Annotated in this window: 22 protein-coding genes; 11 read left to right on the top strand and 11 right to left on the bottom strand. The window is 63.4% G+C overall.

The features are described from left to right. Positions 1-161: 161 nt before the first annotated feature. The 3 genes from ACHMW7_RS28730 to gcvA form a co-directional block, all read right to left on the bottom strand. Positions 162-1,580 carry a hypothetical protein gene (locus ACHMW7_RS28730; RefSeq protein WP_395448739.1) on the bottom strand — a complete coding sequence of 473 codons (1,419 nt, stop codon included), beginning with the start codon at positions 1,578-1,580 and terminating at the stop codon, positions 162-164. Between the two features lie 462 nt (positions 1,581-2,042). Next, positions 2,043-3,347 carry a nicotinate phosphoribosyltransferase gene (gene pncB / locus ACHMW7_RS28725; RefSeq protein WP_395448738.1) on the bottom strand — a complete coding sequence of 435 codons (1,305 nt, stop codon included), beginning with the start codon at positions 3,345-3,347 and terminating at the stop codon, positions 2,043-2,045. A gap of 147 nt (positions 3,348-3,494) precedes the next feature. Beyond that, positions 3,495-4,457 (bottom strand): transcriptional regulator GcvA, encoded by a 963-nt coding sequence (gcvA, locus tag ACHMW7_RS28720; RefSeq protein ID WP_395448737.1) that lies wholly within the window; start codon positions 4,455-4,457, stop codon positions 3,495-3,497. Between the two features lie 211 nt (positions 4,458-4,668). Here gcvA and speB point away from each other — a divergent pair, with 211 nt between their 5' ends. The 8 genes from speB (at position 4,669) to ACHMW7_RS28680 (ending at position 12,013) form a co-directional block, all read left to right on the top strand. After that, positions 4,669-5,730: an agmatinase gene (gene speB, locus ACHMW7_RS28715; protein ID WP_395448736.1), complete on the top strand. Its 1,062-nt coding sequence runs from the start codon at positions 4,669-4,671 to the stop codon at positions 5,728-5,730. 91 nt (positions 5,731-5,821) lie between these two features. Beyond that, positions 5,822-6,625, top strand: coding sequence for a transporter substrate-binding domain-containing protein (locus ACHMW7_RS28710; RefSeq protein ID WP_395448735.1), 804 nt, complete (start codon positions 5,822-5,824; stop codon positions 6,623-6,625). A gap of 3 nt (positions 6,626-6,628) precedes the next feature. Then, positions 6,629-7,297 (top strand): amino acid ABC transporter permease, encoded by a 669-nt coding sequence (locus ACHMW7_RS28705; protein ID WP_395448734.1) that lies wholly within the window; start codon positions 6,629-6,631, stop codon positions 7,295-7,297. Continuing rightward, on the top strand, positions 7,294-7,941 hold the full coding sequence (locus ACHMW7_RS28700; RefSeq protein WP_395448733.1) for an amino acid ABC transporter permease: 648 nt from the start codon (positions 7,294-7,296) through the stop codon (positions 7,939-7,941). The genes ACHMW7_RS28705 and ACHMW7_RS28700 overlap by 4 nt, the downstream gene beginning before the upstream one ends. A gap of 69 nt (positions 7,942-8,010) precedes the next feature. Then, positions 8,011-9,099, top strand: a complete 1,089-nt coding sequence (locus ACHMW7_RS28695) for a PotD/PotF family extracellular solute-binding protein (RefSeq protein ID WP_395448732.1) — start codon at positions 8,011-8,013, stop codon at positions 9,097-9,099. A gap of 228 nt (positions 9,100-9,327) precedes the next feature. Then, positions 9,328-10,365, top strand: a complete 1,038-nt coding sequence (locus ACHMW7_RS28690; protein ID WP_395448731.1) for an ABC transporter ATP-binding protein — start codon at positions 9,328-9,330, stop codon at positions 10,363-10,365. Then, entirely contained in the window at positions 10,362-11,216 is an 855-nt protein-coding gene (locus ACHMW7_RS28685) for an ABC transporter permease (RefSeq protein WP_395448730.1), read from the top strand. Before ACHMW7_RS28690 ends, ACHMW7_RS28685 begins: the two co-directional genes overlap by 4 nt. Then, positions 11,213-12,013 (top strand): ABC transporter permease, encoded by an 801-nt coding sequence (locus ACHMW7_RS28680; protein WP_108605750.1) that lies wholly within the window; start codon positions 11,213-11,215, stop codon positions 12,011-12,013. Before ACHMW7_RS28685 ends, ACHMW7_RS28680 begins: the two co-directional genes overlap by 4 nt. Positions 12,014-12,048: 35 nt before the next feature. Here ACHMW7_RS28680 and ACHMW7_RS28675 read toward each other — a convergent pair whose 3' ends face one another. Together ACHMW7_RS28675 and ACHMW7_RS28670 are read right to left on the bottom strand one after the other, a co-directional pair. Further along, positions 12,049-13,452 (bottom strand): MATE family efflux transporter, encoded by a 1,404-nt coding sequence (locus tag ACHMW7_RS28675; protein WP_395448729.1) that lies wholly within the window; start codon positions 13,450-13,452, stop codon positions 12,049-12,051. A 144-nt stretch (positions 13,453-13,596) separates the two neighbouring features. After that, entirely contained in the window at positions 13,597-14,532 is a 936-nt protein-coding gene (locus ACHMW7_RS28670) for a LysR substrate-binding domain-containing protein (RefSeq protein ID WP_395448728.1), read from the bottom strand. 131 nt (positions 14,533-14,663) lie between these two features. On the opposite strand from ACHMW7_RS28670, the gene ACHMW7_RS28665 reads away from it, so the two are divergent. Next, a complete protein-coding gene (locus ACHMW7_RS28665; protein ID WP_067965807.1) occupies positions 14,664-14,843 on the top strand; it encodes a hypothetical protein in 180 nt (59 codons plus the stop codon). A gap of 96 nt (positions 14,844-14,939) precedes the next feature. Further along, a complete protein-coding gene (locus ACHMW7_RS28660; protein WP_395448727.1) occupies positions 14,940-15,575 on the top strand; it encodes an HAD family hydrolase in 636 nt (211 codons plus the stop codon). A 135-nt stretch (positions 15,576-15,710) separates the two neighbouring features. On the opposite strand, the gene ACHMW7_RS28655 is transcribed toward ACHMW7_RS28660, so the two are convergent. Continuing rightward, positions 15,711-16,469, bottom strand: a complete 759-nt coding sequence (locus tag ACHMW7_RS28655) for a class II aldolase and adducin N-terminal domain-containing protein (RefSeq protein ID WP_395448726.1) — start codon at positions 16,467-16,469, stop codon at positions 15,711-15,713. 158 nt (positions 16,470-16,627) lie between these two features. On the opposite strand from ACHMW7_RS28655, the gene ACHMW7_RS28650 reads away from it, so the two are divergent. Continuing rightward, positions 16,628-17,029: a hypothetical protein gene (locus ACHMW7_RS28650; RefSeq protein WP_395448725.1), complete on the top strand. Its 402-nt coding sequence runs from the start codon at positions 16,628-16,630 to the stop codon at positions 17,027-17,029. Between the two features lies 1 nt (position 17,030). On the opposite strand, the gene ureG is transcribed toward ACHMW7_RS28650, so the two are convergent. From ureG to ACHMW7_RS28625, 5 genes are read right to left on the bottom strand one after another with little or no spacing between them, the layout of a single operon-like run. Further along, positions 17,031-17,663, bottom strand: coding sequence for an urease accessory protein UreG (gene ureG / locus ACHMW7_RS28645; RefSeq protein WP_395448724.1), 633 nt, complete (start codon positions 17,661-17,663; stop codon positions 17,031-17,033). Then, the gene (locus ACHMW7_RS28640) at positions 17,660-18,100 is read right to left on the bottom strand and encodes a DUF3995 domain-containing protein (RefSeq protein WP_395448723.1); all 441 of its coding nucleotides are present in this window, start codon (positions 18,098-18,100) and stop codon (positions 17,660-17,662) included. Before ACHMW7_RS28640 ends, ureG begins: the two co-directional genes overlap by 4 nt. Further along, positions 18,097-18,771 carry an urease accessory protein UreF gene (locus tag ACHMW7_RS28635; protein ID WP_395451471.1) on the bottom strand — a complete coding sequence of 225 codons (675 nt, stop codon included), beginning with the start codon at positions 18,769-18,771 and terminating at the stop codon, positions 18,097-18,099. The genes ACHMW7_RS28640 and ACHMW7_RS28635 overlap by 4 nt, the downstream gene beginning before the upstream one ends. Next, a complete protein-coding gene (locus ACHMW7_RS28630) occupies positions 18,764-19,288 on the bottom strand; it encodes an urease accessory protein UreE (RefSeq protein ID WP_395448722.1) in 525 nt (174 codons plus the stop codon). The genes ACHMW7_RS28635 and ACHMW7_RS28630 overlap by 8 nt, the downstream gene beginning before the upstream one ends. A gap of 41 nt (positions 19,289-19,329) precedes the next feature. Then, the gene (locus tag ACHMW7_RS28625) at positions 19,330-19,920 is read right to left on the bottom strand and encodes a hypothetical protein (RefSeq protein ID WP_395448721.1); all 591 of its coding nucleotides are present in this window, start codon (positions 19,918-19,920) and stop codon (positions 19,330-19,332) included. Between the last annotated feature and the right edge of the window lie 169 nt (positions 19,921-20,089).

Raw genomic sequence — 20,089 nt, 5'->3', positions numbered from 1 at the left:
TGTCCCCTTGCCGTGCCTTTTGACCAGCTGTGGTGCGGATTGGCGGCTGTTCCGCCCGGAACTCAAGAAATGGCGAAAAATTGCATGTATACAAACTAGATCACCAATCCCTGGAGGTGGCAATAGTTGCTTCCGCAAGGTCAAATCCAGCTGCATTTGCACTATCCCGCCGTGGCTGTCGAGAGCAGCCAGAGGCCGAAAACGGTGTAGCCGATCATCAGCACGGTGAGCGGCAACTGGCTGAGTGAGGCGCTGGCAGCACTGGGGTGCAGCCGCCAGGCGAGCAGGTGGGCGACAAGCACCGCCAGCACGTGCCCGCCGACGATGGCCGCCGCCTGCAGGTTCCAGATCAGCCAGGCAGATTCTGCGCCCATGGCGATGCCGGCCTCGACCGGCATGTGGGCAGTGCCGAACAGGTTCCAGCCCCTGGCGAACGGGTCCGACAGCGCCACCAGCGCGTATTGGCCGTTGACCAGCAATGCCGTGAGGTAGTGTGAGAAGTGATAGGCAAGCGCGATTGGCACGATCGACCAGACGAACAGTCCGGCGGCCTTTGTCAGCGGCACGGTGCTGCGGACCAGCCTTTGGCCGATCAGGACCGCGAACAGTCCGACGGCGGCGAGCGCTGCGAAAACCGCCATCAGGCCGAGGCTGTTGGTGCCGATCAGCGCGGTGCGCCCGGGCAGTTCAAGCGGATTGATGCCGTTGAGGCCAAGCCAGAAGAAGGTTTTCGAAAAGCCGTCGAACGAGACCGAAGCGAGTGTCGCGAGCAGAAACAGCGCCCCCGACGGTGGCGGCGGCTCGACGTCGCTGAGCTTGGCGCCGGGCCAGCACAAGGCCAGCTTCAGCCTATTGCCCTGTCGTTCGCCCTCGACAACACCGAAGCGCCCGATCATGGCGAAGAATGCCGACAGGAATTCACCCTGCCGGCTCCAGCGCTCGAAGCCGAATGCCAGCATGGCAACGAACGAAAACAGCCAATAGGTGCCGGCGGCGATGGCGAGCCGTGCCGGATCGTCGGGAGCCGGGTCGATCAGCTCGAACCAGGCGAAGGCGAGGAACAGGATGAGGGCGGGCCAGTAGCCGACCCATTCGGGCAGGCGCAGCGGGCCATTGCCATCCGCCTTCGAGCCGAGGGCGCGGCTGACCAGGCGACAAGGTCCGTACCATGGGTTGAGCCATGCCCAGAGATTGCCGAACAGGCCCTGGGCCAGGGTCAGCCCGACCCAGAGCAGCGTCCAGACCGTCAGCGGCAGCGGGTTGGACAGCGGATCGCGCGAGCCGATGAAACCGGCGGGGATTAGGGCGGCGAAGGCGGCGAAAGACGCGAGGCTGACAGGTAGCCGCAGATCGGGGATCGAACCGAGCGGCAAACGCGTGCGCCACAAGGAGACCAGCCGCTCTGGCGGCAGGATAGCAAGCACCAGGAAACTTGCGGCTACGGCCATTGCCGCGCCGGCTATGTAATGGCCGGTTGGGAGAAGCAGGACATGGCCGCGGTCGGAGGCGTGGGCGAAAGCGGGCAGTGTTTGCCATGCGGTTGCGCTGCATGCGGCAAGCACTGTCGCCGCGGCGCGCAAGATGGTTCTGGCTGTGCTGGTTCGATGTCCCCGTATCACGCTTTCGGTGTGCCATATGGTTGAGGTTGCGGGAAGTGGGCGCGCACCCCGCTTCCCGGTGTAGGCGCCGGCGTCGCTGCAAAGCCGACTTTCAACTTCGCGATCCTTCACACCCCCTCTGGCCTGCCGGCCATCTCCCCCAAAAGGAGGGAGATCACGCCTTCATCGGCCTCGCACAACCACTGATGCTCAAGGATAATCGCTGCAATTCTACAGGACGTTCGCCGCCGGCGACGTGACTAATCTCCCTCCTTGTGGGGGAGATGGCCGGCAGGCCAGAGGGGGGTGCGAAGGATCGCGACCGACGAGATTCTACGAGAACCCCTGCGGCTTTCGCTCAACAGGGAAAATGCCACAGGGTAACGCCAAGGCGCGGAAAACCTTTTCCACGCTGCATGGACCATTCCTCAGCCCGCAGCCGCCCTACACCTTCACCAACTGCTCGACGCGGTCCTTTTCGCCGAAGATGCGGAGGTAACGCGCGATCTCCTTTTTGTCGCCGGTGGCCTTGGCCGGGTTGTCCGAAAGCTTGACCGCCGGGCGGCCATTGGTCTCGGTGACCTTGCAGACGAGCGAAATGGCGTTGAGCCGGTCGTTCTCGATGGGCGCGCAGCCCTCGAAGTCGTTGGTCAAATTGGTGCCCCAGCCGAACGACATGCGCACCTTGCCTTCGAAATGCCGGTAGGTCTCGATGATGGTGTCGACGTCGAGGCCATCGGAGAAGATCAGCAGCTTGGACCTGGGGTCCTGGCCCTTCTTGCGCCACCACTCGATGATGCGCTCGCCGCCCTCGATTGGCGGGGCGCTGTCGGGGCGGAAGCCGGTCCAGTCGGCGACCCAGTCGGGCGCGTCGCGCAGGAATGCGGCGGTGCCGAAGGCATCGGGCAGGACGATCAGCAGGTTGCCGCCATAATAGCGCTGCCAGTCGCGCAGCACCTTGTAGGGCGACTGCTTGAGTTCGTCCTCGCTGTTGGCGAGTGCCGCATAGACCATCGGCAGCTCATGCGCGTTGGTGCCGAGCGCTTCGAGATCGGTGTCCATGGCCAGAAGCACGTTGGAGGTGCCGGTGAAGGCGTCGCCGATGCCTTCCTTGAGTGCTTCGACGCACCAGCGCTGCCACAGGAAGGAGTGGCGGCGGCGGGTGCCGAAATCGGAGATCTTGATGTCGGGCAGCATCTTCAGCCGCTCGGTCTTGTCCCACATCTTGGCCTTGGCGCGTGCGTAGAGCACGTCAAGCGCGAACGGGCCGAACACCTTCATCGCCGAGCGCGAGCGCAGCTCGTTGATGATGGCGAGCGCGGGGATTTCCCACATCGAGGTCAGCACCCACGGTCCGGCAAAGGTCAGCTCGTACTGGCCGTCGCGCTTTTCCAGGTGATAGGGCGGCAGCTGGAAATTCTCGAGCCAGGCCAGGAACTCCGGCTCGAAAATCTGCTTGCGACCATAGAAATTGTTGCCGCCAAGCCAGATCATTTCCTTTTTGGAGAAGCGCAGCGTGCGGGCATGGTCGAGCTGCTCGCGCAATTCGCCCTCGTCGATCTCTTCGGCGAGCTTGACCGAGGTGGCGCGGTTGATCAGCGAGAAGGTGGCGTCGACCTTGGGGTGCATGCCCCAGATCATCTGCAGCATCAAAAGCTTGTAGAAGTCCGTGTCGAGCAGCGACCGCACGATCGGATCGAGCTTCCAGGTGTGGTTGTACACCCGCCGTGCAATGTCGGTCCTGGCCATGCCGCTTCATTCCTCCCTGGCGTGCCGCCGCCGGACGCACCCACGTTGACAGCATTGGGATATAGCGCCCGGGCGATCAAGCTTAAGACGCGAAAAAAGCAACCCTGGCCCTATGGTTGCATCGGCTAAACAAGGTAGGCACGAAGACTAGCCGGTGGCGGCCGCTTTCTGGCTGCGGCGCTTGCGGATGCTGATCTGGCCGGTGACGGCCTGTTCGGTGCGGGCGGGAAGCTCCTCGCGCTCGGCAAACAGCCAGTCGATGAAGACCTGGGCGATGGGCGCCGATTTCACCTCGTTGCGGCAGACGATGTAGAAGGCGTCGACCGCCGGCACCGACAGGTTGAACGGTGTGACCAGCTGGCCCTTGGCGAGCATGCCCGACGCGGTGACGCTGTCGCCCAGCGCCAGCCCGTGGCCGTGGACCGCGGCTTCGGTGGTCAGGCTAGCGCCTGACATGCGATGCTGCTGCACCGGCCTGACGTCGAGCGCGTCGGCGGCGGCAAGCCAGGTGTGCCATTCGCGGCCATCGTCGGCGTGCAAAAGGATGTGGTCGGACAGGTCGCGCACACTGCGGATCGGCCGGTTGTTGATGAGCGTCGGGCTGACCACGGGAAACAGCTCCAGGGTCGACCACTTCTTCAGCCAGCAATCGGTCCAGCTGCCGTCGCCATAGAGCATGCAGACATCGACGTCGGGCGCGTGGATGTCGCGCGGGTCGTTGGAGGCGTTGAGGCTGAGGCTGATGCCGGGATATTGCGCGGTGAAGCCGCCGATGCGCGGCACCAGCCACAAGGACAGCAGTGCTGGGACGCAGCTGACGGTGAGCTTGCCCGAACTGGTCGGCCGCGTCATGCGCGCTGTGGCCGCGGCGATGCTTTCGAAGGCGCCTGTCACCGCCGGCAGCAGCTCGGCGCCTTGCGGGGTGAGCTTCAAGCGTGAGCCACTGCGCTCCAGCAGCTTGACCTTCAATGTGGCTTCAAGCGCCCGGATCTGGTGGCTGATGGCGCCATGGGTGACATTGAGCTCGCCCGCCGCCTTGGTCAGCGAACCATGGCGGGCGGTCGCCTCGAAGGCGCGCAACGGGTTGAGCGGGGGCAGGCGCCGGGACATGGAAACTCCGCCTGGGAGAGAGCTCGACTGTGAGAAATTCTCACAGCACAGACCTTAACATTATCAATTGCTATTTCAACGGTGCTGCCGGAAACTTGCCCCATAACAACCAAAAAGCATGCGGGGAACACGAGGTATCAGGCTGGCCGCCGGGAGCGGACGGCCGCAGGCGATCGTCCCGCATTGCCATCTCGGACCACAGGAGGACACCATGGGTTTCGACGTCAAAAAGCTCGACGAGCTACGCAAGAAATATGGCGAGGGCCATGGCGGCGATCTGTTCGACCCGAAGTTTCGTCGTGTCGCCGACAAGATCTTCAACAAGGCCGGCACCCGCCTCGCGCCCTATTCGGGCATCCCGACCTTCCTGACGGCGCCTTACCGCGAGGTCGACAACGACAATCCCGATTTCGGCGATTTGCAGGTGGCAATGATCGGCGTGCCGATGGATCTCGGCGTCACCAACCGTCCGGGCTCGCGCTTCGGCCCGCGTGCGCTGCGCACCATCGAGCGCATCGGACCCTACAACCACGTGCTCGATTGCGCCCCGGTGCAGGAGCTGCGCGTGGCCGACATCGGCGACGTGCCGTTCCGCAGCCGCTACCGGCTCGAGCTCAGCCATGAGGACATCGAGCGCCGCATCGGCCAGATCGTCGATGCCGGCGTGGTGCCGCTGTCGGTCGGCGGCGACCACTCGATCACCCATCCGATCCTCAAGGCGGTCGGCAAGAACCGCCCGGTCGGCATGATCCACATCGACGCGCATTGCGACACCGGCGGCGCCTACGACCTGACCAAGTTCCACCATGGCGGCCCGTTCCGCAACGCGGTGCTCGACGGCGTGCTCGACCCCAGCCGCGTCATCCAGATCGGCATCCGTGGCTCGGCCGAATATCTGTGGGAGTTCTCCTACGAATCCGGCATGACCATCATCCACGCCGAAGAGGTCAGTGGCATGGGCATCCCGGCCGTCATCGAAAAGGCCAGGAAGATCGTCGGCGACGGCCCGACCTATCTGTCTTTCGACATCGACAGCCTCGACCCGTCCTTCGCGCCCGGCACCGGCACGCCCGAAGTGGGCGGGCTGACGACGCGCGAGGTGCTGGAGATCGTGCGCGGCCTCAAGGGCCTCAACCTTGTCGGTGGCGACGTCGTCGAGGTCGCGCCCCAATATGATTCGACCACCAACACGGCACATGCCGGCGCCCAGGTGCTGTTCGAGATCCTGAGCCTGATGCTGTTCAGCCCCTTCGTCACCAACAAGGGTGCTTAACCAACAGCAATTTCGACTGGCCGCTGTTTGGGAAGCGGCGGCCAGATGCTAACGCGACTGTTCAACAACAAACATTCCAGAGGGAACCGACATGAACATCAAGACGCTCCTGCAATCGACGGCAGCGGCCCTGCTCGTCGCAGGCACCGCCATCTTCGCGGTGCAGCCGGCCAATGCCGACGCGCTCGAAGACATCGCCAAGGCCGGCCAGATCAATGTCGGCGTCTTCGCCGATTTCCCGCCCTTCTCCTCGGCCAGCGCCGACATGAGCCTCAAGGGTTATGACATGGACGTGGCGCAGGCGATCGCCGACGCGCTCAAGGTCAAGCTCAACCCGGTGCCGGTAACCGGCCAGAACCGCATTCCCTACCTGACCGATCATCGCGTCGATCTGCTGATGAGCGTCGGCTACTCCAAGGAGCGCGAGCAGGTCATCGACTTCGCCGCCGCTTATGCACCTTACTACATCGCAGTGATCGGCCCCGCCGAACTCAAGGTCACCGGCAAGGAAGACCTCGCCGACAAGTCGATCGCGGTCAATCGTGGCACGCTCGAAGACACCTCGCTGAGCGAGGCCGTAGGCGACGGCGCCGACATCAAGCGCTTCGACAACTACAACGCGGTCATCCAGGCCTTCATCTCGGGCCAGACCCAGCTGATGGTTGTCGGCAACGACGTTGGCGCCCAGGTGCTGGCACGCCAGGAAGCGCTGAAGCCGGAGCAAAAGTTCCAGCTTTTGACCTCGCCGTCGCATATCGGCCTCAACAAGAACGAGGACGGCCTCAAGAAGGTCATCAACGACACGGTGGCGGCGATGCTCTCCGACGGCCGTCTCAGCAAATCGTCCGAGGCATGGCTCAAGGTTCCGCTTAACCCCGAAAACCTCAAGGACTAGGCGGTGAGCTACAGCCTCGACTTCGGCTGGCTTGAAGGGGCTGCGGGCGCGATTGCCCGCGGTGCCGCCATGACGGTCTTGTTGATCGTCATCACGACGATTGCCGGCACGGTGATCTCCGTGCTGGCCGCCGCTGGACGCCGTAATGGCCCGCCATGGCTGAAGCGTGCGATCACGGTCTATGTCGAGGTGATCAGGAATACGCCGTTCCTGGTGCAGCTGTTCTTCATCTTCTTCGGCCTGCCGAGCCTGGGCATCCGGCTCGACCCGATCGTCGCCGCTATCTTGGCGATGACGCTCAACATGGCCGCCTACACCACCGAGATCGTTGGCGCCGGTCTCGACGCGGTGCCGAGAGGCCAGCGCGAAGCTGCCTTTGCTTTGGGCTTGCGGCCACGCCAGGTCTTCGTCAAGATCGTCTTGCCGCAGGCGCTGAAGGTCATCTTCCCGGCGCTGACCAGCCAGATCGTGATCATGATGCTCGAGTCTTCAGTCGTGTCGCAGATCGCAGTGAGTGAACTCACCTACGAAGCCGATATGCTGCAGGCGCGGACCTTCCGTCCGTTCGAGACCTATTTCGTCGTGGCGATGATCTATCTCGGCCTGTCGATCATTCTGCGCCGTCTTCTCGTCGGCATTGGTCGCCGCACGCTTTCGGCGGGTGTGTCATGATCGAGTTCACCTTCTGGGATATCCTGCGCAACCTGATCTTCGCGACGCGCTGGACCGTGCTGTTGTCGATCGCGGCCTTCGTCGGCGGTGGCGTCGTCGGCATTGCCATCCTGTTTTTGCGCATCTCCAAGGCCAAGTGGGCACGCCGCTTCGCCAGTGGCTACATCGCGCTGTTCCAGGGCACGCCCTTGCTGATGCAGCTTTTCTTGATGTTTTTCGGCCTGCCGATGCTCGGTTTCCGCATCGAGCCGTGGACGGCCGCAGTGCTCGGCCTGACCTTCTTTGCCAGCGCCTATCTTGCCGAGATATGGCGCAGTGGCGTCGATGCCTTGCCGCGCGGCCAGTGGGATGCCGGTGCCAGCCTTGGCCTGCACTATGTCCAGGAGCTGCGCCTGATCATCCTGCCGCAGGCCTTCGCCATCACCCGTGCGCCGGTCGTCGGCTTCCTCGTCCAGCTGATCAAGGCAACCGCACTGACCTCGATCATTGGCTTCGAGGAGCTGCTCAGGACCTCGAACGCCATCAACAACGCGACGTTCGAACCGTTCACCGTCTACGGGCTGGTGGCGCTGATCTTCTTCGTGCTCTGTTACCCGCTGACCCAATATTCCCGTTCATTGGAGGCCCGCGCCGCAGCACGCTGAACGACACTCCGTCATAAAAATCCAAGGGAACAGCCGGCACAAAGCCGGCAATAAATGAGGAGAATGACAATGACCAAGATCCTGAACCATCCGATCAGCCGGCGCGCCGTGCTGGGTGCCGGCGTCGCGTCGGCGAGCCTGCTCGCCATGCCGTCGATCCTGCGCGCCCAGGACAAGTCGATCAAGATCGGCGTCTATGGCGGCTACTTCAAGAAGTCGTTCGACGAGCACATCTTCCCCGAATTCACCAAGTCGACCGGCATAGCGGTGGAATCGGTCGCCGAGCCGACTGGCGAAGCCTGGCTGGTGCAGCTCGAACAGGCGGCCAAGGCTGGCCAGGCCCCGGCCGACCTTTCGATGATGTCGCAGACTTCGATGCTGAAGGGCCAGTCGACCGAGTTGTGGGCGCCACTCGACCTCGCCAAGATCAAGAACAGCGCGAACCTGATCGACCACTTCGTCAACAAGTACCCGGATGGCCGCGTCGCCGGCATTGGCGCGGTGGCCTGGTACATCACGCTGGTCACCAACACCAACGTCTTCCCGACCGCACCCGACAGCTGGGCGGCGTTCTGGGATCCGGCCAACGCCGACAAGCTCGGCCTTTTGGCGCTCGCCTCCAACTCGTTCCTGCTTGAGGTGACGGCTACCACCTTCATGGGCGGCACCAAGGCGCTCGATACCGAAGAGGGCATCCAGAAGGCACTGGAGAAGCTCGCCGAGGTCAAGCCGAATGTCCGGCTGTGGTATCGCGACGAGGCGCAGTTCGAACAGGCGCTGAAGTCGGGCGAAATCCCGATGGGCCAGTACTACCACGACGTCACCGGCCTTGCCGCCGCCGAAGGCCAGCCGGTGCGCTCGACCTTCCCGAAGGAAGGCGGCATCCAGGATTCTGGTTCATGGGTGCTGTCGCGCGCCTCGAAGAAGACCGAGGAGGCGCATGCCTTCATCGACCACATGTGCCAGCCCGCCGTGCAGTCGTTGATGTCACGCAAGGTCGGGACCGCGCCGACGGTCAAGCGCGAGCTGCTCGACCTGACGCCGGAACAGTTCGCCGGCGTGTCGTCCGACATCCCGCCGATCATCCCGCGCTACGACCTCTACACCACCAAGGCCGACTGGATTAACCAGAAATGGACCGAGCTGATCGTCGGCTGATCTGCCTTTTTCCTTCTCCCCGCTCGCGGGGAGAAGGTGGCCAAGCGAAGCTCGGCCGGATGAGGGGCAACGCCCACTTTCGAACATTGCGCCGCCCCTCATCTGCCTGCCGGCATCTTCTCCCCGTAAACGGGGAGAAGAGAGGCTTCCGCAGCGCCGCTCCACTTTCCAACTGGCGACTGCCCGGCCAAACCCCGACAGTCCCGACAACACTTCTGAGGACCTCGCATGTCCGGACTCGTGCTTAAGGACATCACCAAGTCATTCGGCAATTTCATGGCTGTCGACACAGCCAATCTGTCGGTGCCGCATGGCAAGTTCGTCTGCCTGCTCGGCCCGTCCGGATGTGGCAAGACAACACTTCTGCGCATGATCGCCGGGCTCGAGGACCCGACCAGCGGGCAGATTCTGCTCGACGGCACTGACATCACGCCGATGCCGACGCACAAGCGCAATCTCGGCATGGTGTTCCAGTCGCTCGCCCTGTTTCCGCATCTGTCGGTCGGCGACAACATCGCCTATCCGCTGCGCATTCGCGGCGCCTCGCGCGAGGACCAGAAGAAGCGCTCGGACGAGCTGCTCAAGCTGATCCATTTGCAGGGTTTTTCCGACCGCCCCGTGGCCAAGCTTTCCGGCGGCCAGCGCCAGCGCGTCGCCATCGCCCGCGCATTGGCCCTGTCGCCAAAACTGTTCCTGCTCGACGAGCCGCTTTCAGCACTCGACGCCAAGCTGCGCGAGGCGATGCAGGTCGAGTTGCGCCAGCTGCAGCAGCGCCTCGGCATCACCACCTTCGTCGTCACCCACGACCAGCGCGAAGCGATGACCATGGCCGACCTCGTTGTCGTCATGGGCAACGGCAAGATCCTGCAGGCCGCACCGCCGATCGAAATCTACCGCAAGCCGGCCGACGCCTTCGTCGCCGACTTCATCGGCATGACCAACCTGCTCGACGCGACCGCCGACCGGCTTGGCCGCGTCTCGGTGCTCGGCCAGGCCATTCCCAATCTGACGATGCCCGAAGGCCTGACCAAGGCCTCCGTTTCGATCCGTCCCGAGGACGTGCATCTCGGCCCTGTCGGCGGCGACGCGATATCAGGCACGGTGACTTTCGTGCGCGATCTTGGCGGCACTATCGAGACCTTCGTCGAGGCCGGCGGCAAGACGATCGTCGCTGTCGCCACGCCGCGTGAACGCCCCGAGGTCGTGGCCGGCCAGCAGGTCGGCGTGATCCTGCCGGCGGAAGCCTGCGTGGTGCTCAAGTCATGAAACGCGAGGTACCGAAATCGCTTGCCGATTACAGCCCGCTGTTTTTTCCCGGGCTGATGCTGATCGTCTTTTTCGTCGTGCCGTTCTCGACGATGATCGCCGTCAGCTTCTTCCAGCGTGATCCCTCGGGCTTCTATACGCCCGACTTCGTCTTCGACAATTATGCCCGTTTCCTCAGCCTGTTTTTCGCCAAGGTACTCGGCTTCTCACTGATGCTGGCGGTGATGGTGGCGATCTGCTGCGTCGTCATCGCCTTCCCTTTTACCTTCCTTCTGACCAAGCGGCCGCGCAAGGTGCAGACCATCTGGCTTGTCTGCCTGCTGTCGGTGCTGTCGCTGTCTGAGGTCATCATCGGCTTTGCCTGGTCGACGCTGTTTTCGCGCACTGCCGGCATCACCAATTTGTTGGTGGCGATTGGCCTGATGAAGGAACCGGTGGCGCTGTTGCCGAGCTTCTGGGCGGTGCTGACCGGCATGGTCTACCAGGCGCTGCCCTATACCATCCTAGTGCTTTATCCCGCTTTGGTCCGCCTCGACCCGACGCTTCTTGAAGCAGCCCGCACGCTGGGCGCCTCGCCGGTCAGGGCGTTCATGAACGTCGTCGTGCCGGCGTTGCGCAACACCATCGTTGCGACGCTGATCATGGTCTTCGTCTTCGCGCTCGGCTCGTATCTGTTGCCGCAGATCCTTGGCCGGCCGTCGCATTGGACATTGTCGGTGCTGATCACCGACCAGGCCATCTACCAGTCCAACATGCCATTTGCCGCGGCGATGGCGGTGTTTTTGGTGCTGATGTCGCTGGCGTTGGTGGGGCTTACGTTGCTCGTCGGACGCAGGGAGAACGCGCTGTGAAACAGACATTCCTTCGCCGGCTCTATTTCGCAGCCGTAGCCCTGTTCCTCGCAGCACCCCTGATCGTCGTTGCCGGCGTTTCGGTCAACGAAAAGCAGGACCTGGCCTTTCCGCCGAAAGGCTTTTCGCTCGCCTGGTACGCACAGATCTTCGCCGATCCGGAATGGCGCAAGGCGCTGATCGCCTCGCTGTCGCTGGCCGTCACCGCCGCCGCCCTTGCTGTCGCGATCGCGCTGCCACTGGCCTGGTTCCTGTGGCGGCGCATCGCGCCTTGGGCCAACGTGTTCCAGATCCTCGGCCTCGCACCCTTTATCCTGCCGCCCGTCATCACCGCGCTCGGCATGCTGACCTTCTGGGCGACGACAGGTTTCTACGGCCAACCCTGGACGGCTGTCATCAGCCACGCGATCTTCTTCGTCACCTTGCCGCTGGTAACGCTGTCGCTCGGCTTTGCCTCCATCGACCGTTCGCTGGTCGAGGCGGCGGCGACGATGGGTGCGGACGACCGCACGGTGCTGAAGACGGTGGTGCTGCCGCTGATCCGGCCCTACCTCGTTTCGGGCTATGCCTTTGCCTTCGTGCTGTCGCTCAACGAATACATCGTCGCCTACATGACGATCGGCTTCACGCTCGAAACGCTGCCGATCAAGATCTTCAACGCCTTGCGCTACGGCTACACGCCAACAATGGCCTCGGTGTCGGTGTTCTTCGTTGCGGTGGCGGCCCTGGTGTTTGGGCTGATCGCTAGGTTCGGCGACATCAGGCGGCTGCTCGGGGCGATGTCCTCGGAAAGCTGACGTAAAAAAGGGCCGCAGAAACGCGGCCCTTTTCGTCACATCACTGGCTTGTCCATCAGGCCGAGCCTGTCGCGCCTTAGCCAGCGCCACAGCAGCAGCACAGACACCACGGCGAGGCCGGAGAACAGGCCGATCCAGATGCCACGGCCCTCGAAGCCGAAGTGGAAGGCGAGCAGCACGCCAAGCGGCAGGCCGATGCCCCAGTAGCCGATGGCAGCGAGGATCATCGGCACCTTCGTATCCTGCAGCCCGCGCAGCTGGCCGGCCGACACCGCCTGGGCGCCGTCGACGACCTGGAACAGTGCTGCGAAGACCAGGAAACTGACCGCAAGACCGATCACCTGCGCGTTCGCCGGGTCGCTTGTGTCGATGAAGGCCGAGATCAGCAGATGCGGCCAGAACACCATCACCAGCGCCATCAACGCCATGAAGCCGACGCCGAGTACATAGGCCGTCCAGCCGGCACGCGTGATGCCGTCGCGGTCCTTGGCGCCGTAAGCCAGCCCGACGCGCACAGTGACCGCTTGGCCGAGACCGAGCGGGATCATGAAGGTGACCGAGCAGATCTGCAGTGCGATGGCGTGCGCGGCGAGTGAGGACGAGCTGATCAGCCCCATCAGGAATGCCGCGGCGTTGAAGATCGTCACCTCGAAGGCGAGGATGCCGGAGATCGGCAAGCCGAGCTTGAGCAGCGCCCTGAAGCGCGGCCAGTCGGCGCGCCAGAAGCGACCGAACAGGTGGTAGCGGCGGAACTTCTTTTCCATCATCACGACGGCCGCCATGCCGACGAACATCATGCCGCTGGCGATGCTGGTGGCAAGGCCGGAGCCGGCGATGCCCATCTCGGGGAAGCCCCATTTACCGAACACCAGAAGCCAGTTGCCGAGCGCGTTGGCCGCCACCGCGATCGCCATGATGACGAGCGCCCAGCCGGGGCGCTCCAGCGCCGAGATGAACGAGCGCAGCACGATGTAGCCGAAGAACGGCAAGGCCGCCCATTGCAGGTGGTGGACGTAGATGCCGGCCTGCTCGGCGAGCTTGGGTTCCTGGCCCATGGCGAGCAGGATGTCCTCGGCGTACCACAACAGGGTCCAGATCGGGATCGAGATGAGGACGGCGAGCCACAGGCCCTGGCGCACGGTGCGGCGGACGTCGCGCACCGAATGGCGCTTGCGGCCAAGCTCGGCCGCCATCATCGGCGAGGTTGCATACATCAGGCCGAGGCCGAAGATCAGCGGCGCGAAATAGAGGTTGGAGCCGAGCGCGCCGGCGGCAAGCGCATCGGGACCCAGCCGGCCGAGCATCATCACGTCGGTCGCCGTCATCGCCGTCTGGGCGAGATTGGTGAGGATCATCGGCCAGGCAAGCGCCAGCATGGCGCGAAGTTCGTCGCGCCAAGGAGTGGCCGGTGATTGCGCGCCGGTTGCGATCGCAGACATGGTTTTCGTCTTTCGGTGGCGATATCGCGGCTCATTGGCGTCGATATCGCAAGTTTTGACGACGGAATCCGCCCTTTTGGCGCGTCGTGGCGCCGTTTGTGACCGAAAGTGTCAGTTGTGGCAAGCTGTCACGAAGACCAAGGATTATGCCAGCAGAGGCGGGCTGGCCTGTGCTGTCAGTCGCCTGTCGCATCCGTGGGGCAATTCGAGCTCGGCCATGATCCATTCGCGGAAAGCCCGGATCTTGGGCACGTTGCGGCGCCCCTCGGGATAGACCAGCCAGTAGTCGCCGCCATGGGCGGTGAGTTCGAACGGCTGGATCAGCCGGCCCTCGGCCAGTTCCGCGGTGAACAGCGCCGTGGTCAGAACCGTCACGCCCTGGCCGGCTATGGCGGCATTGGCCTCGGCGGCCTGCGAACCCAGGCTGGTATCGGGCATCCTGTCGAGTGCGTCCGCCGGCACATTGGCCTTTGCGAACCAGTCCTTCCACCAGATGTCGGCGGGGTTGAGGATTCTGAGCTTGAGCAGGTCCGCCGGCTCCTTGATCCCGCCGATGCTTTCGGCAAGGCGCGGGCTGAGCATGGGCGAAAATTGCGAGCGCAGCAAAAAATGGGTGGCAAGCCCGGGCCATTTGCCTGAGCCGGAGCGGATGCCGATATCCATCTCCTCGCGCGAGAAATCGACGAGGTAGCTCGAGGTGTCGAGGCGGACGGCGATGTTGGGGTGGCGCAGCTGGAACGAGCCGATGCGGGGGGCCAGCCAGTTCGACGCGAAGGTGTGGACCGTCGAAATGCCGAGCGTGCCGCCGGAGCCGGCACGCGCCACCTGATAGGCCTCGCTCAACAGGCCGAATGCCTCAGTCACCATCGGCACCATGCGGCTGCCGACCTCGGTCAGCACAACCTGGCGCGGTTTGCGCAGGAACAGTGGTGCACCGACGCGCTCTTCCAGCAGCTTGATCTGGTAGCTGACGGCGGCCTGGGTCATGCCGAGCTCGGCCGCGGCCTTGGTGAAACTGCCCTGCCGGGCGGCGGCTTCGAACACCCTGATTGCGGTCAAAGGAGGAAGCTGAAGCGGCATTTCACGCACTCCGATACATAAGGCCATTTAATGGGTCGTGATCGACGTTCAATTGGAAAAGTCAATCATTCCAGACCAATATCTAGGTCAAGACATCAGCACATTTCAAGCATCTCAAAAGGATGACGATCATGGCCACGGCACAGGCAAGCCTTTTCCATTGCGAGCAGATCGGCTGGACCGCACGTCTGGCTGCAGCCTTCGGGCTGCGTTCGCGCAAACGCGTACTGGACTTCCGCGACCTGCCGGATCACCTCCAGCGCGACGTCGGCTACATCGACGGCAAGGACCCTTGCGGCCGGCGGGTTTGAGCCTCCGCACGCGCATGTGTTCCCTGCTGTCATATCAACGGTTCATTTCCGCTGCCAAAGCTCCTATGAGCAATGGGGTGAACAGGGACCGGTCATATGACGCCGAAGGCAGTGTATTGGGACATGGACGGCACGCTGATCGACAGCGAGCCGCTGCACGAGGAATCGCTTGTTTCGGCGCTGCGCAGCGTCGGCATCGAGCCGCCCGCCGATCTGCATGCGCGTGTCGTCGGCCAGGCGGCGCGGCCGGTCTATGAAGTGCTGCGTGACCAATTCGGTCTCGCCCTCGAATTCGACGACTGGATCGCCCTCAAATACGATCACTATATGGGCCGTGCGCCGGATCTCCTTCCGCGCGAGGGCGCGATGGAGATTTTTCGCGACCTGAAGGCAAAGGGTGTGGTCCAGGCGATCGTCTCCAATTCGGACCGCATGGTGGTCGAGGCCAATCTGCAGGCCGTCGGCGTGCACGAGCCGACGATGAAAACGATCAGCCGCAACGACGTGCGTCTCGGCAAGCCCGATCCCGAACCCTATCTGCGCGCCGCTTATTTGACCGGCATCGCCCCCGCCGACACCATGGTGATGGAGGATAGCGTGACCGGTGCTGCCGCCGGCGTTGCCGCCGGCATGCGCACCATCTTCTGGCCGCAGGACAAGATCGAGGGTCCTGCCGGCGCGCTGGTGGCGCATAGTGCAGAGGAAGTGCGGGCGCTGCTCGGGCTGGACTGAGACGCCTTTCCCGAAGATTGCCCCTCACCCTTACCCCGGGGGCGTCGACGTTGAAGCTTCGTCCTTCTCCCCCGTCGTTACGGGGAGAAGGTGCCGGCAGGCGGATGAGGGGCTACTTGCTGGTAAGGCGGTACGTCAGTTCCGGTACGCTGGTTCCTGCTCGTCGAGGATCGCCTTGAGCTCGGCGAGATGGCGCTCGGCCTGGCCGGGATAGTCTTCCTGCTCGAGCGCTGCCTTTTCGGCGATCTCGTCGGATAGCGTGCGCAGAGGACGGCGGGTCCACAGAGCCTTGATGTAAGTCTCGCAGGCGCGCTCGAAATAATAGAGCCGGTTGAAGGTGTCGGCGACGCTGTCGCCGATGACCATGACGCCGTGATTGCCCATGATCATCACCTTGACCTTGGGGTCGGCGAGCAACTGCGAGCAGCGTTCGCCCTCTTCCTCGAAGGCGAGCCCGCCATAATGGCCGTCGACGACATGGCGGCGGAAGAAGATCGCCGTGTTCTGGTCGATCGGCGGCAGGGTGGAATCGGCCAGCGAGGCCAGCACCGTGGCGTGGATCGAATGGACATGCATGACGCAGCGCGCATGGGCGCAGTTGCGGTGCACCGCACTGTGCAGGCCCCAGGCCGTGGGGTCGGGCGCGTTGGGGCCGCTCATCGTCTCGGGGTCGTTGGCGTCGATCAAAAGCAGGTCGCTCGCCTTGATGCGCGAGAAATGCACCTGGTTGGGGTTCATCAGGAACTTCGAGCCGTCGTCGTTGACGGCAAGCGAGAAATGGTTGGCCACCGCCTCATGCATGTTGAGCCTGGCCGTCCAGCGGAAGGCACAGGCGAGGTCGACGCGCTCTTCGTAGAACGGGAGGTTGGTCTGCTTGAGCTGGGTGACGGCCATGTTGTTCCTCCCGCGCTGGCTGGAGGGAGAATGCCGCGTGTCGTTCCGCGCTGCAACCTCGGCCGCAAAGCCACTCAGGAGTTATCTCGATTATTCTTGAATGGTCCCTGGAAATTGCATCTTATGAGCGAATGAGAAGATTATCCGGCCCTATCCTGATGTTTTCCAATATAGCTGTGTTTCCGGTCGTGCTTACGTTGGTTTTTTGTATCGCCGGCATGGCAATGGGCAGAAGCTTCGGCGTTTTGGACTTCATGATATTCTACACTGTGAGTTTGGTGGTCATAGCGCCTGCGGCTGCTGCGACAGCCATTTATCATGCCCGCTATGGGCCGAAGCTGCCTGCGATCAGGGATGTCACGATCTATGCGCTGCTCGGTGCGACGGGATCAACCTTGTTGATGGTCTGGCTCGACCACGGTGACGACTACTTTTCCCCGCCGGGAGTAGTAGGGTGGATCTGGCCGGCTTTCGGGGCAGCACTTGGAGCGGCTTTCGGCGCGACTTTTCGCATCGCTTACATTTGGCTAGGGCCACGTCTGCCGGGGCTACAACGCTGATTTACGCGGTCGGACGAGACGCGACCAGCCCGCCATTGTCGACGATGAAGTCGATGACCGCTTCCAGCCCCTTGCCGCGCGAAAGATCGGTGAAGCCGAACGGACGCTTGCCGCGCTGGCGGGCGGCGTCGCCTTCCATGACCTCGAGATTGACGTTCACATAAGGTGCGAGGTCGCTCTTGTTGATGACCAGGAAGTCGGAGCGGGTGATGCCGGGCCCGCCCTTGCGCGGGATTTCCTCGCCCTGGCAGACGGAGATGACGTAGAGCGTCAGGTCGGCGAGGTCGGGCGAGAAGGTCGCTGCGAGATTGTCGCCGCCCGATTCGATGAAGACGATGTCGAGGTCCGGGAACTTCCTGTTCATCTCGGCGATCGCCTGGAGATTGATCGAGGCATCCTCGCGGATGGCGGTATGCGGGCAGCCGCCGGTTTCCACGCCCATGATGCGTTCTTCCGGCAGCGCCTGCAGGCGCGCCAGCATCATCGCGTCTTCCTTGGTGTAGATGTCGTTGGTGACCACAGCGATGGAGAATTCCTCGCGCAGTGCCTTGCACAGCTTTTCGGTCAGCGTCGTCTTGCCCGAGCCGACCGGGCCGCCGATGCCAATGCGAAGCGGGCCGTTTTTCGAGGTCATGACTGGAATCCTGAGATGGCGAGGATGACGAAACCCGTGCCGATGAGCAGGCACAGCGGCGAATAATACTGGCGGTCGAGCCTGGCAAAGGGCATCTCGGGCGTCAGCCGGCGCCATGCAGGGGTAAAGCCGGCAATGCCGCGCCCGAGGAACACCAGCGCGACCATCAGTGCCGAGGCGGCCAGGCCCGCCCTGGGGAATGGCGTGGCAAAGACGCCGACAAGCGCCAGCGGCCACAGCGTCGCAACGATAAGACAGGCGGTGACGGCGAAGCTGGCGAAGGGCGTGGGCATTGTCTCGATGCCGCGCGCGCCGACGACGGCGCGGGCGCAGGATGCCTCGTCGGTGCCCGGCCAGACGCCGCCGAGGCCCCAATAGGCATGGATCGAGGCAATGAGATAAAGCACGGCGGCGAGGGCGAAGGCGAGCACGGTCATGAGCGGAACAGTCTCGTATGTTGGGTCTCGTGGCGCATCGCCATGATGTCGGAGGTTAGGGCGGCGGACCCCAGATCGTCGAGTGTCGATACTGCCGCACGCACGGCGGTCGAAAGGGCGGTGTGCTCGAATGCCGCGACGATGCCGGTAGCGGCGGTCTGGCCGATGACGCCAAGCCGGATCGCTGCCTGGATCAGGTTGCTGGCAAAGGCCTGCAGGTAAGCCGCAAGCGCATCTTCAAGGGGAATGCCATGCGCGCCGGCGGCAGCTCCAACGGCGATACAATAGGGGCAGTCGGGCGGAAGTCGTTCCAGCACCGGATGCGGCCAGGCGGCTGCGGCGGCAAGGAAGGCCTGTCCCTGCAGCATCGTTTCCATGTGGCGTTCGCGCGAGCCGGCCAGTGCCTCGGCAAGTTCGGCGGTCTCGGCGAGGTCGCCACCATCGCGGGCGCGCCGCCATGCCTCGGCAAACAGCACCGCGTCGTTCCAGCCGGAGCCTGACACGGCCAGCGTTGCCAACCAGCCGGCAACATCGTCGCGGCTGGCGACGAGCCCGTCATGCACCGCGCGTTCGAGGCCGTGGCTGTAGGAGAAGCCGCCGACCGGGAAGGCCGGCGACAGCCAGGCCATCAGGCGCAGCAGCGAGGCGTTTCCCGGTGCCGACTCAGTCATGGTGATGGTGGTGACCGTCGTGATGATGGTCATGGTGGCCGTGACGACCATGAGAATGGCCATGTCCGTGGTCGTGGCCCTGACCGGAATAGGCGCCGCGCACCGGCTCGAAGGGTGCAAGAATGTCGGTGACGGTGGCGCCAAGCCCCTCCAGCATTGCCTTGATGACGTGGTCACGCAAGATCAGGATGCGCCCGGCTTCGACCGCTGCCGCAAGGTGGCGATTGCCGATGTGCCAGGCAAGCTGCGTCAGGTGGACTGCGTCGCGGGCGCGAATATCGTAGAGCGCTTCCTCGGCGGCGACGATGCCGGCGTGGCGGCCATCGTCGAGAGCAAGGAGATCGCCGGTTTCGAGCACCACCGGTTCGGGCAGGTCGACGAGAACGCGCTCGCCTTGCGACAGCTCGATGGTGCGGCGCCTGACATGGCGTTCGTCATGGGCGAGAACGGCGACATCGAAGGGCCGCGCGCTGGTCGAAGCGGTTTCGGCGCGGATGAAATCGGTGGCGCGCAGCATTGGGGCTCTTCCTTTGCGAGCAGGCGATGGGGTTTGATCCGTCAGACGATTGTATCGAACAGCCTCCAGATCCACGACACCTGATAGAGCAGAGTCGCACTGACAAAGGCCAGATGAAATCGCTTCGAGGCGGTGGCGATGGCGATGAGGCAAAGTGCCACCAGGATCGGTGTGCGGATCAAGTACTCGCCGCCGAAATGGGCAAAATGCGCCTCGCCCTTGATCAATGTGTCGATGATGTCGAGCAGATAGGTCATGGCCAGAAGGCCGAAGAACCAGGCGCGGCGCGAATAGAAGAAATCCTCGTAGCTTTTGTAGTCCTGCATCGAGTCGGGGAAGAGCAGGGCGCACAGCAAAAACAGCGTGATCGCATAGCCGAGGATGAACAGGTAGGTGCCGAAGGTCCAGCTCTCGACGGCATAGAGGCCAAACTCCCACCACCAGAAATGCACCAGCGTCAAAAGCAGCGACGCCACCCAGGCGAGGTGCACCGGATAGAGCCTGTACTGGTCGGGATGCTGGACGATGCGGGCCACGCCGGACAAAAGCCGAGCCATGCCCAGGCCGATGATCATGCCCATGACGATGCGGATATGCGGGAAGATTTCGGCAGCCGCCGGTTCGGGCGTCATCGGGCGCCCCTGAGATCACATGCGGGCATGGTCGGCTGTTCCGGGAGAAATTCGAGATGGCGGATGCTAGGCGGGCATCCTGCGCTGAAAGGGATTTCGAGCCAATAGAATTTGCCGTGAGCAGGCCGTGTATGGCCTGGGGTACAAAAAACCCCGGCGCGCGGATGCG

The organism is Aminobacter sp. UC22_36 (genome assembly GCF_044056035.1).
Lineage (GTDB): Bacteria > Pseudomonadota > Alphaproteobacteria > Rhizobiales > Rhizobiaceae > Aminobacter.
The sequence above is the reverse complement of the archived record's forward strand: the minus strand, read 5'-3'. Positions and strand labels throughout refer to the sequence as shown.

Excerpts from the sequence above, each read along its gene's own strand:
- ACHMW7_RS28670 (WP_395448728.1), bottom strand. The coding sequence starts at position 14,532 with ATGCCGCTTCAGCTTCCTCCTTTGACCGCAATCAGGGTGTTCGAAGCC.
- ACHMW7_RS28625 (WP_395448721.1), bottom strand. The coding sequence starts at position 19,920 with ATGACGCCCGAACCGGCGGCTGCCGAAATCTTCCCGCATATCCGCATC.
- ACHMW7_RS28660 (WP_395448727.1), top strand. The coding sequence starts at position 14,940 with ATGACGCCGAAGGCAGTGTATTGGGACATGGACGGCACGCTGATCGAC.
- ACHMW7_RS28635 (WP_395451471.1), bottom strand. The coding sequence starts at position 18,771 with ATGACTGAGTCGGCACCGGGAAACGCCTCGCTGCTGCGCCTGATGGCC.
- ACHMW7_RS28675 (WP_395448729.1), bottom strand. The coding sequence starts at position 13,452 with ATGTCTGCGATCGCAACCGGCGCGCAATCACCGGCCACTCCTTGGCGC.
- ureG (WP_395448724.1), bottom strand. The coding sequence starts at position 17,663 with ATGACCTCGAAAAACGGCCCGCTTCGCATTGGCATCGGCGGCCCGGTC.
- ACHMW7_RS28710 (WP_395448735.1), top strand. The coding sequence starts at position 5,822 with ATGAACATCAAGACGCTCCTGCAATCGACGGCAGCGGCCCTGCTCGTC.
- ACHMW7_RS28700 (WP_395448733.1), top strand. The coding sequence starts at position 7,294 with ATGATCGAGTTCACCTTCTGGGATATCCTGCGCAACCTGATCTTCGCG.
- speB (WP_395448736.1), top strand. The coding sequence starts at position 4,669 with ATGGGTTTCGACGTCAAAAAGCTCGACGAGCTACGCAAGAAATATGGC.
- ACHMW7_RS28630 (WP_395448722.1), bottom strand. The coding sequence starts at position 19,288 with ATGCTGCGCGCCACCGATTTCATCCGCGCCGAAACCGCTTCGACCAGC.
- ACHMW7_RS28695 (WP_395448732.1), top strand. The coding sequence starts at position 8,011 with ATGACCAAGATCCTGAACCATCCGATCAGCCGGCGCGCCGTGCTGGGT.
- ACHMW7_RS28685 (WP_395448730.1), top strand. The coding sequence starts at position 10,362 with ATGAAACGCGAGGTACCGAAATCGCTTGCCGATTACAGCCCGCTGTTT.
- ACHMW7_RS28640 (WP_395448723.1), bottom strand. The coding sequence starts at position 18,100 with ATGACCGTGCTCGCCTTCGCCCTCGCCGCCGTGCTTTATCTCATTGCC.
- ACHMW7_RS28650 (WP_395448725.1), top strand. The coding sequence starts at position 16,628 with ATGTTTTCCAATATAGCTGTGTTTCCGGTCGTGCTTACGTTGGTTTTT.
- ACHMW7_RS28665 (WP_067965807.1), top strand. The coding sequence starts at position 14,664 with ATGGCCACGGCACAGGCAAGCCTTTTCCATTGCGAGCAGATCGGCTGG.
- gcvA (WP_395448737.1), bottom strand. The coding sequence starts at position 4,457 with ATGTCCCGGCGCCTGCCCCCGCTCAACCCGTTGCGCGCCTTCGAGGCG.
- ACHMW7_RS28655 (WP_395448726.1), bottom strand. The coding sequence starts at position 16,469 with ATGGCCGTCACCCAGCTCAAGCAGACCAACCTCCCGTTCTACGAAGAG.
- ACHMW7_RS28690 (WP_395448731.1), top strand. The coding sequence starts at position 9,328 with ATGTCCGGACTCGTGCTTAAGGACATCACCAAGTCATTCGGCAATTTC.
- pncB (WP_395448738.1), bottom strand. The coding sequence starts at position 3,347 with ATGGCCAGGACCGACATTGCACGGCGGGTGTACAACCACACCTGGAAG.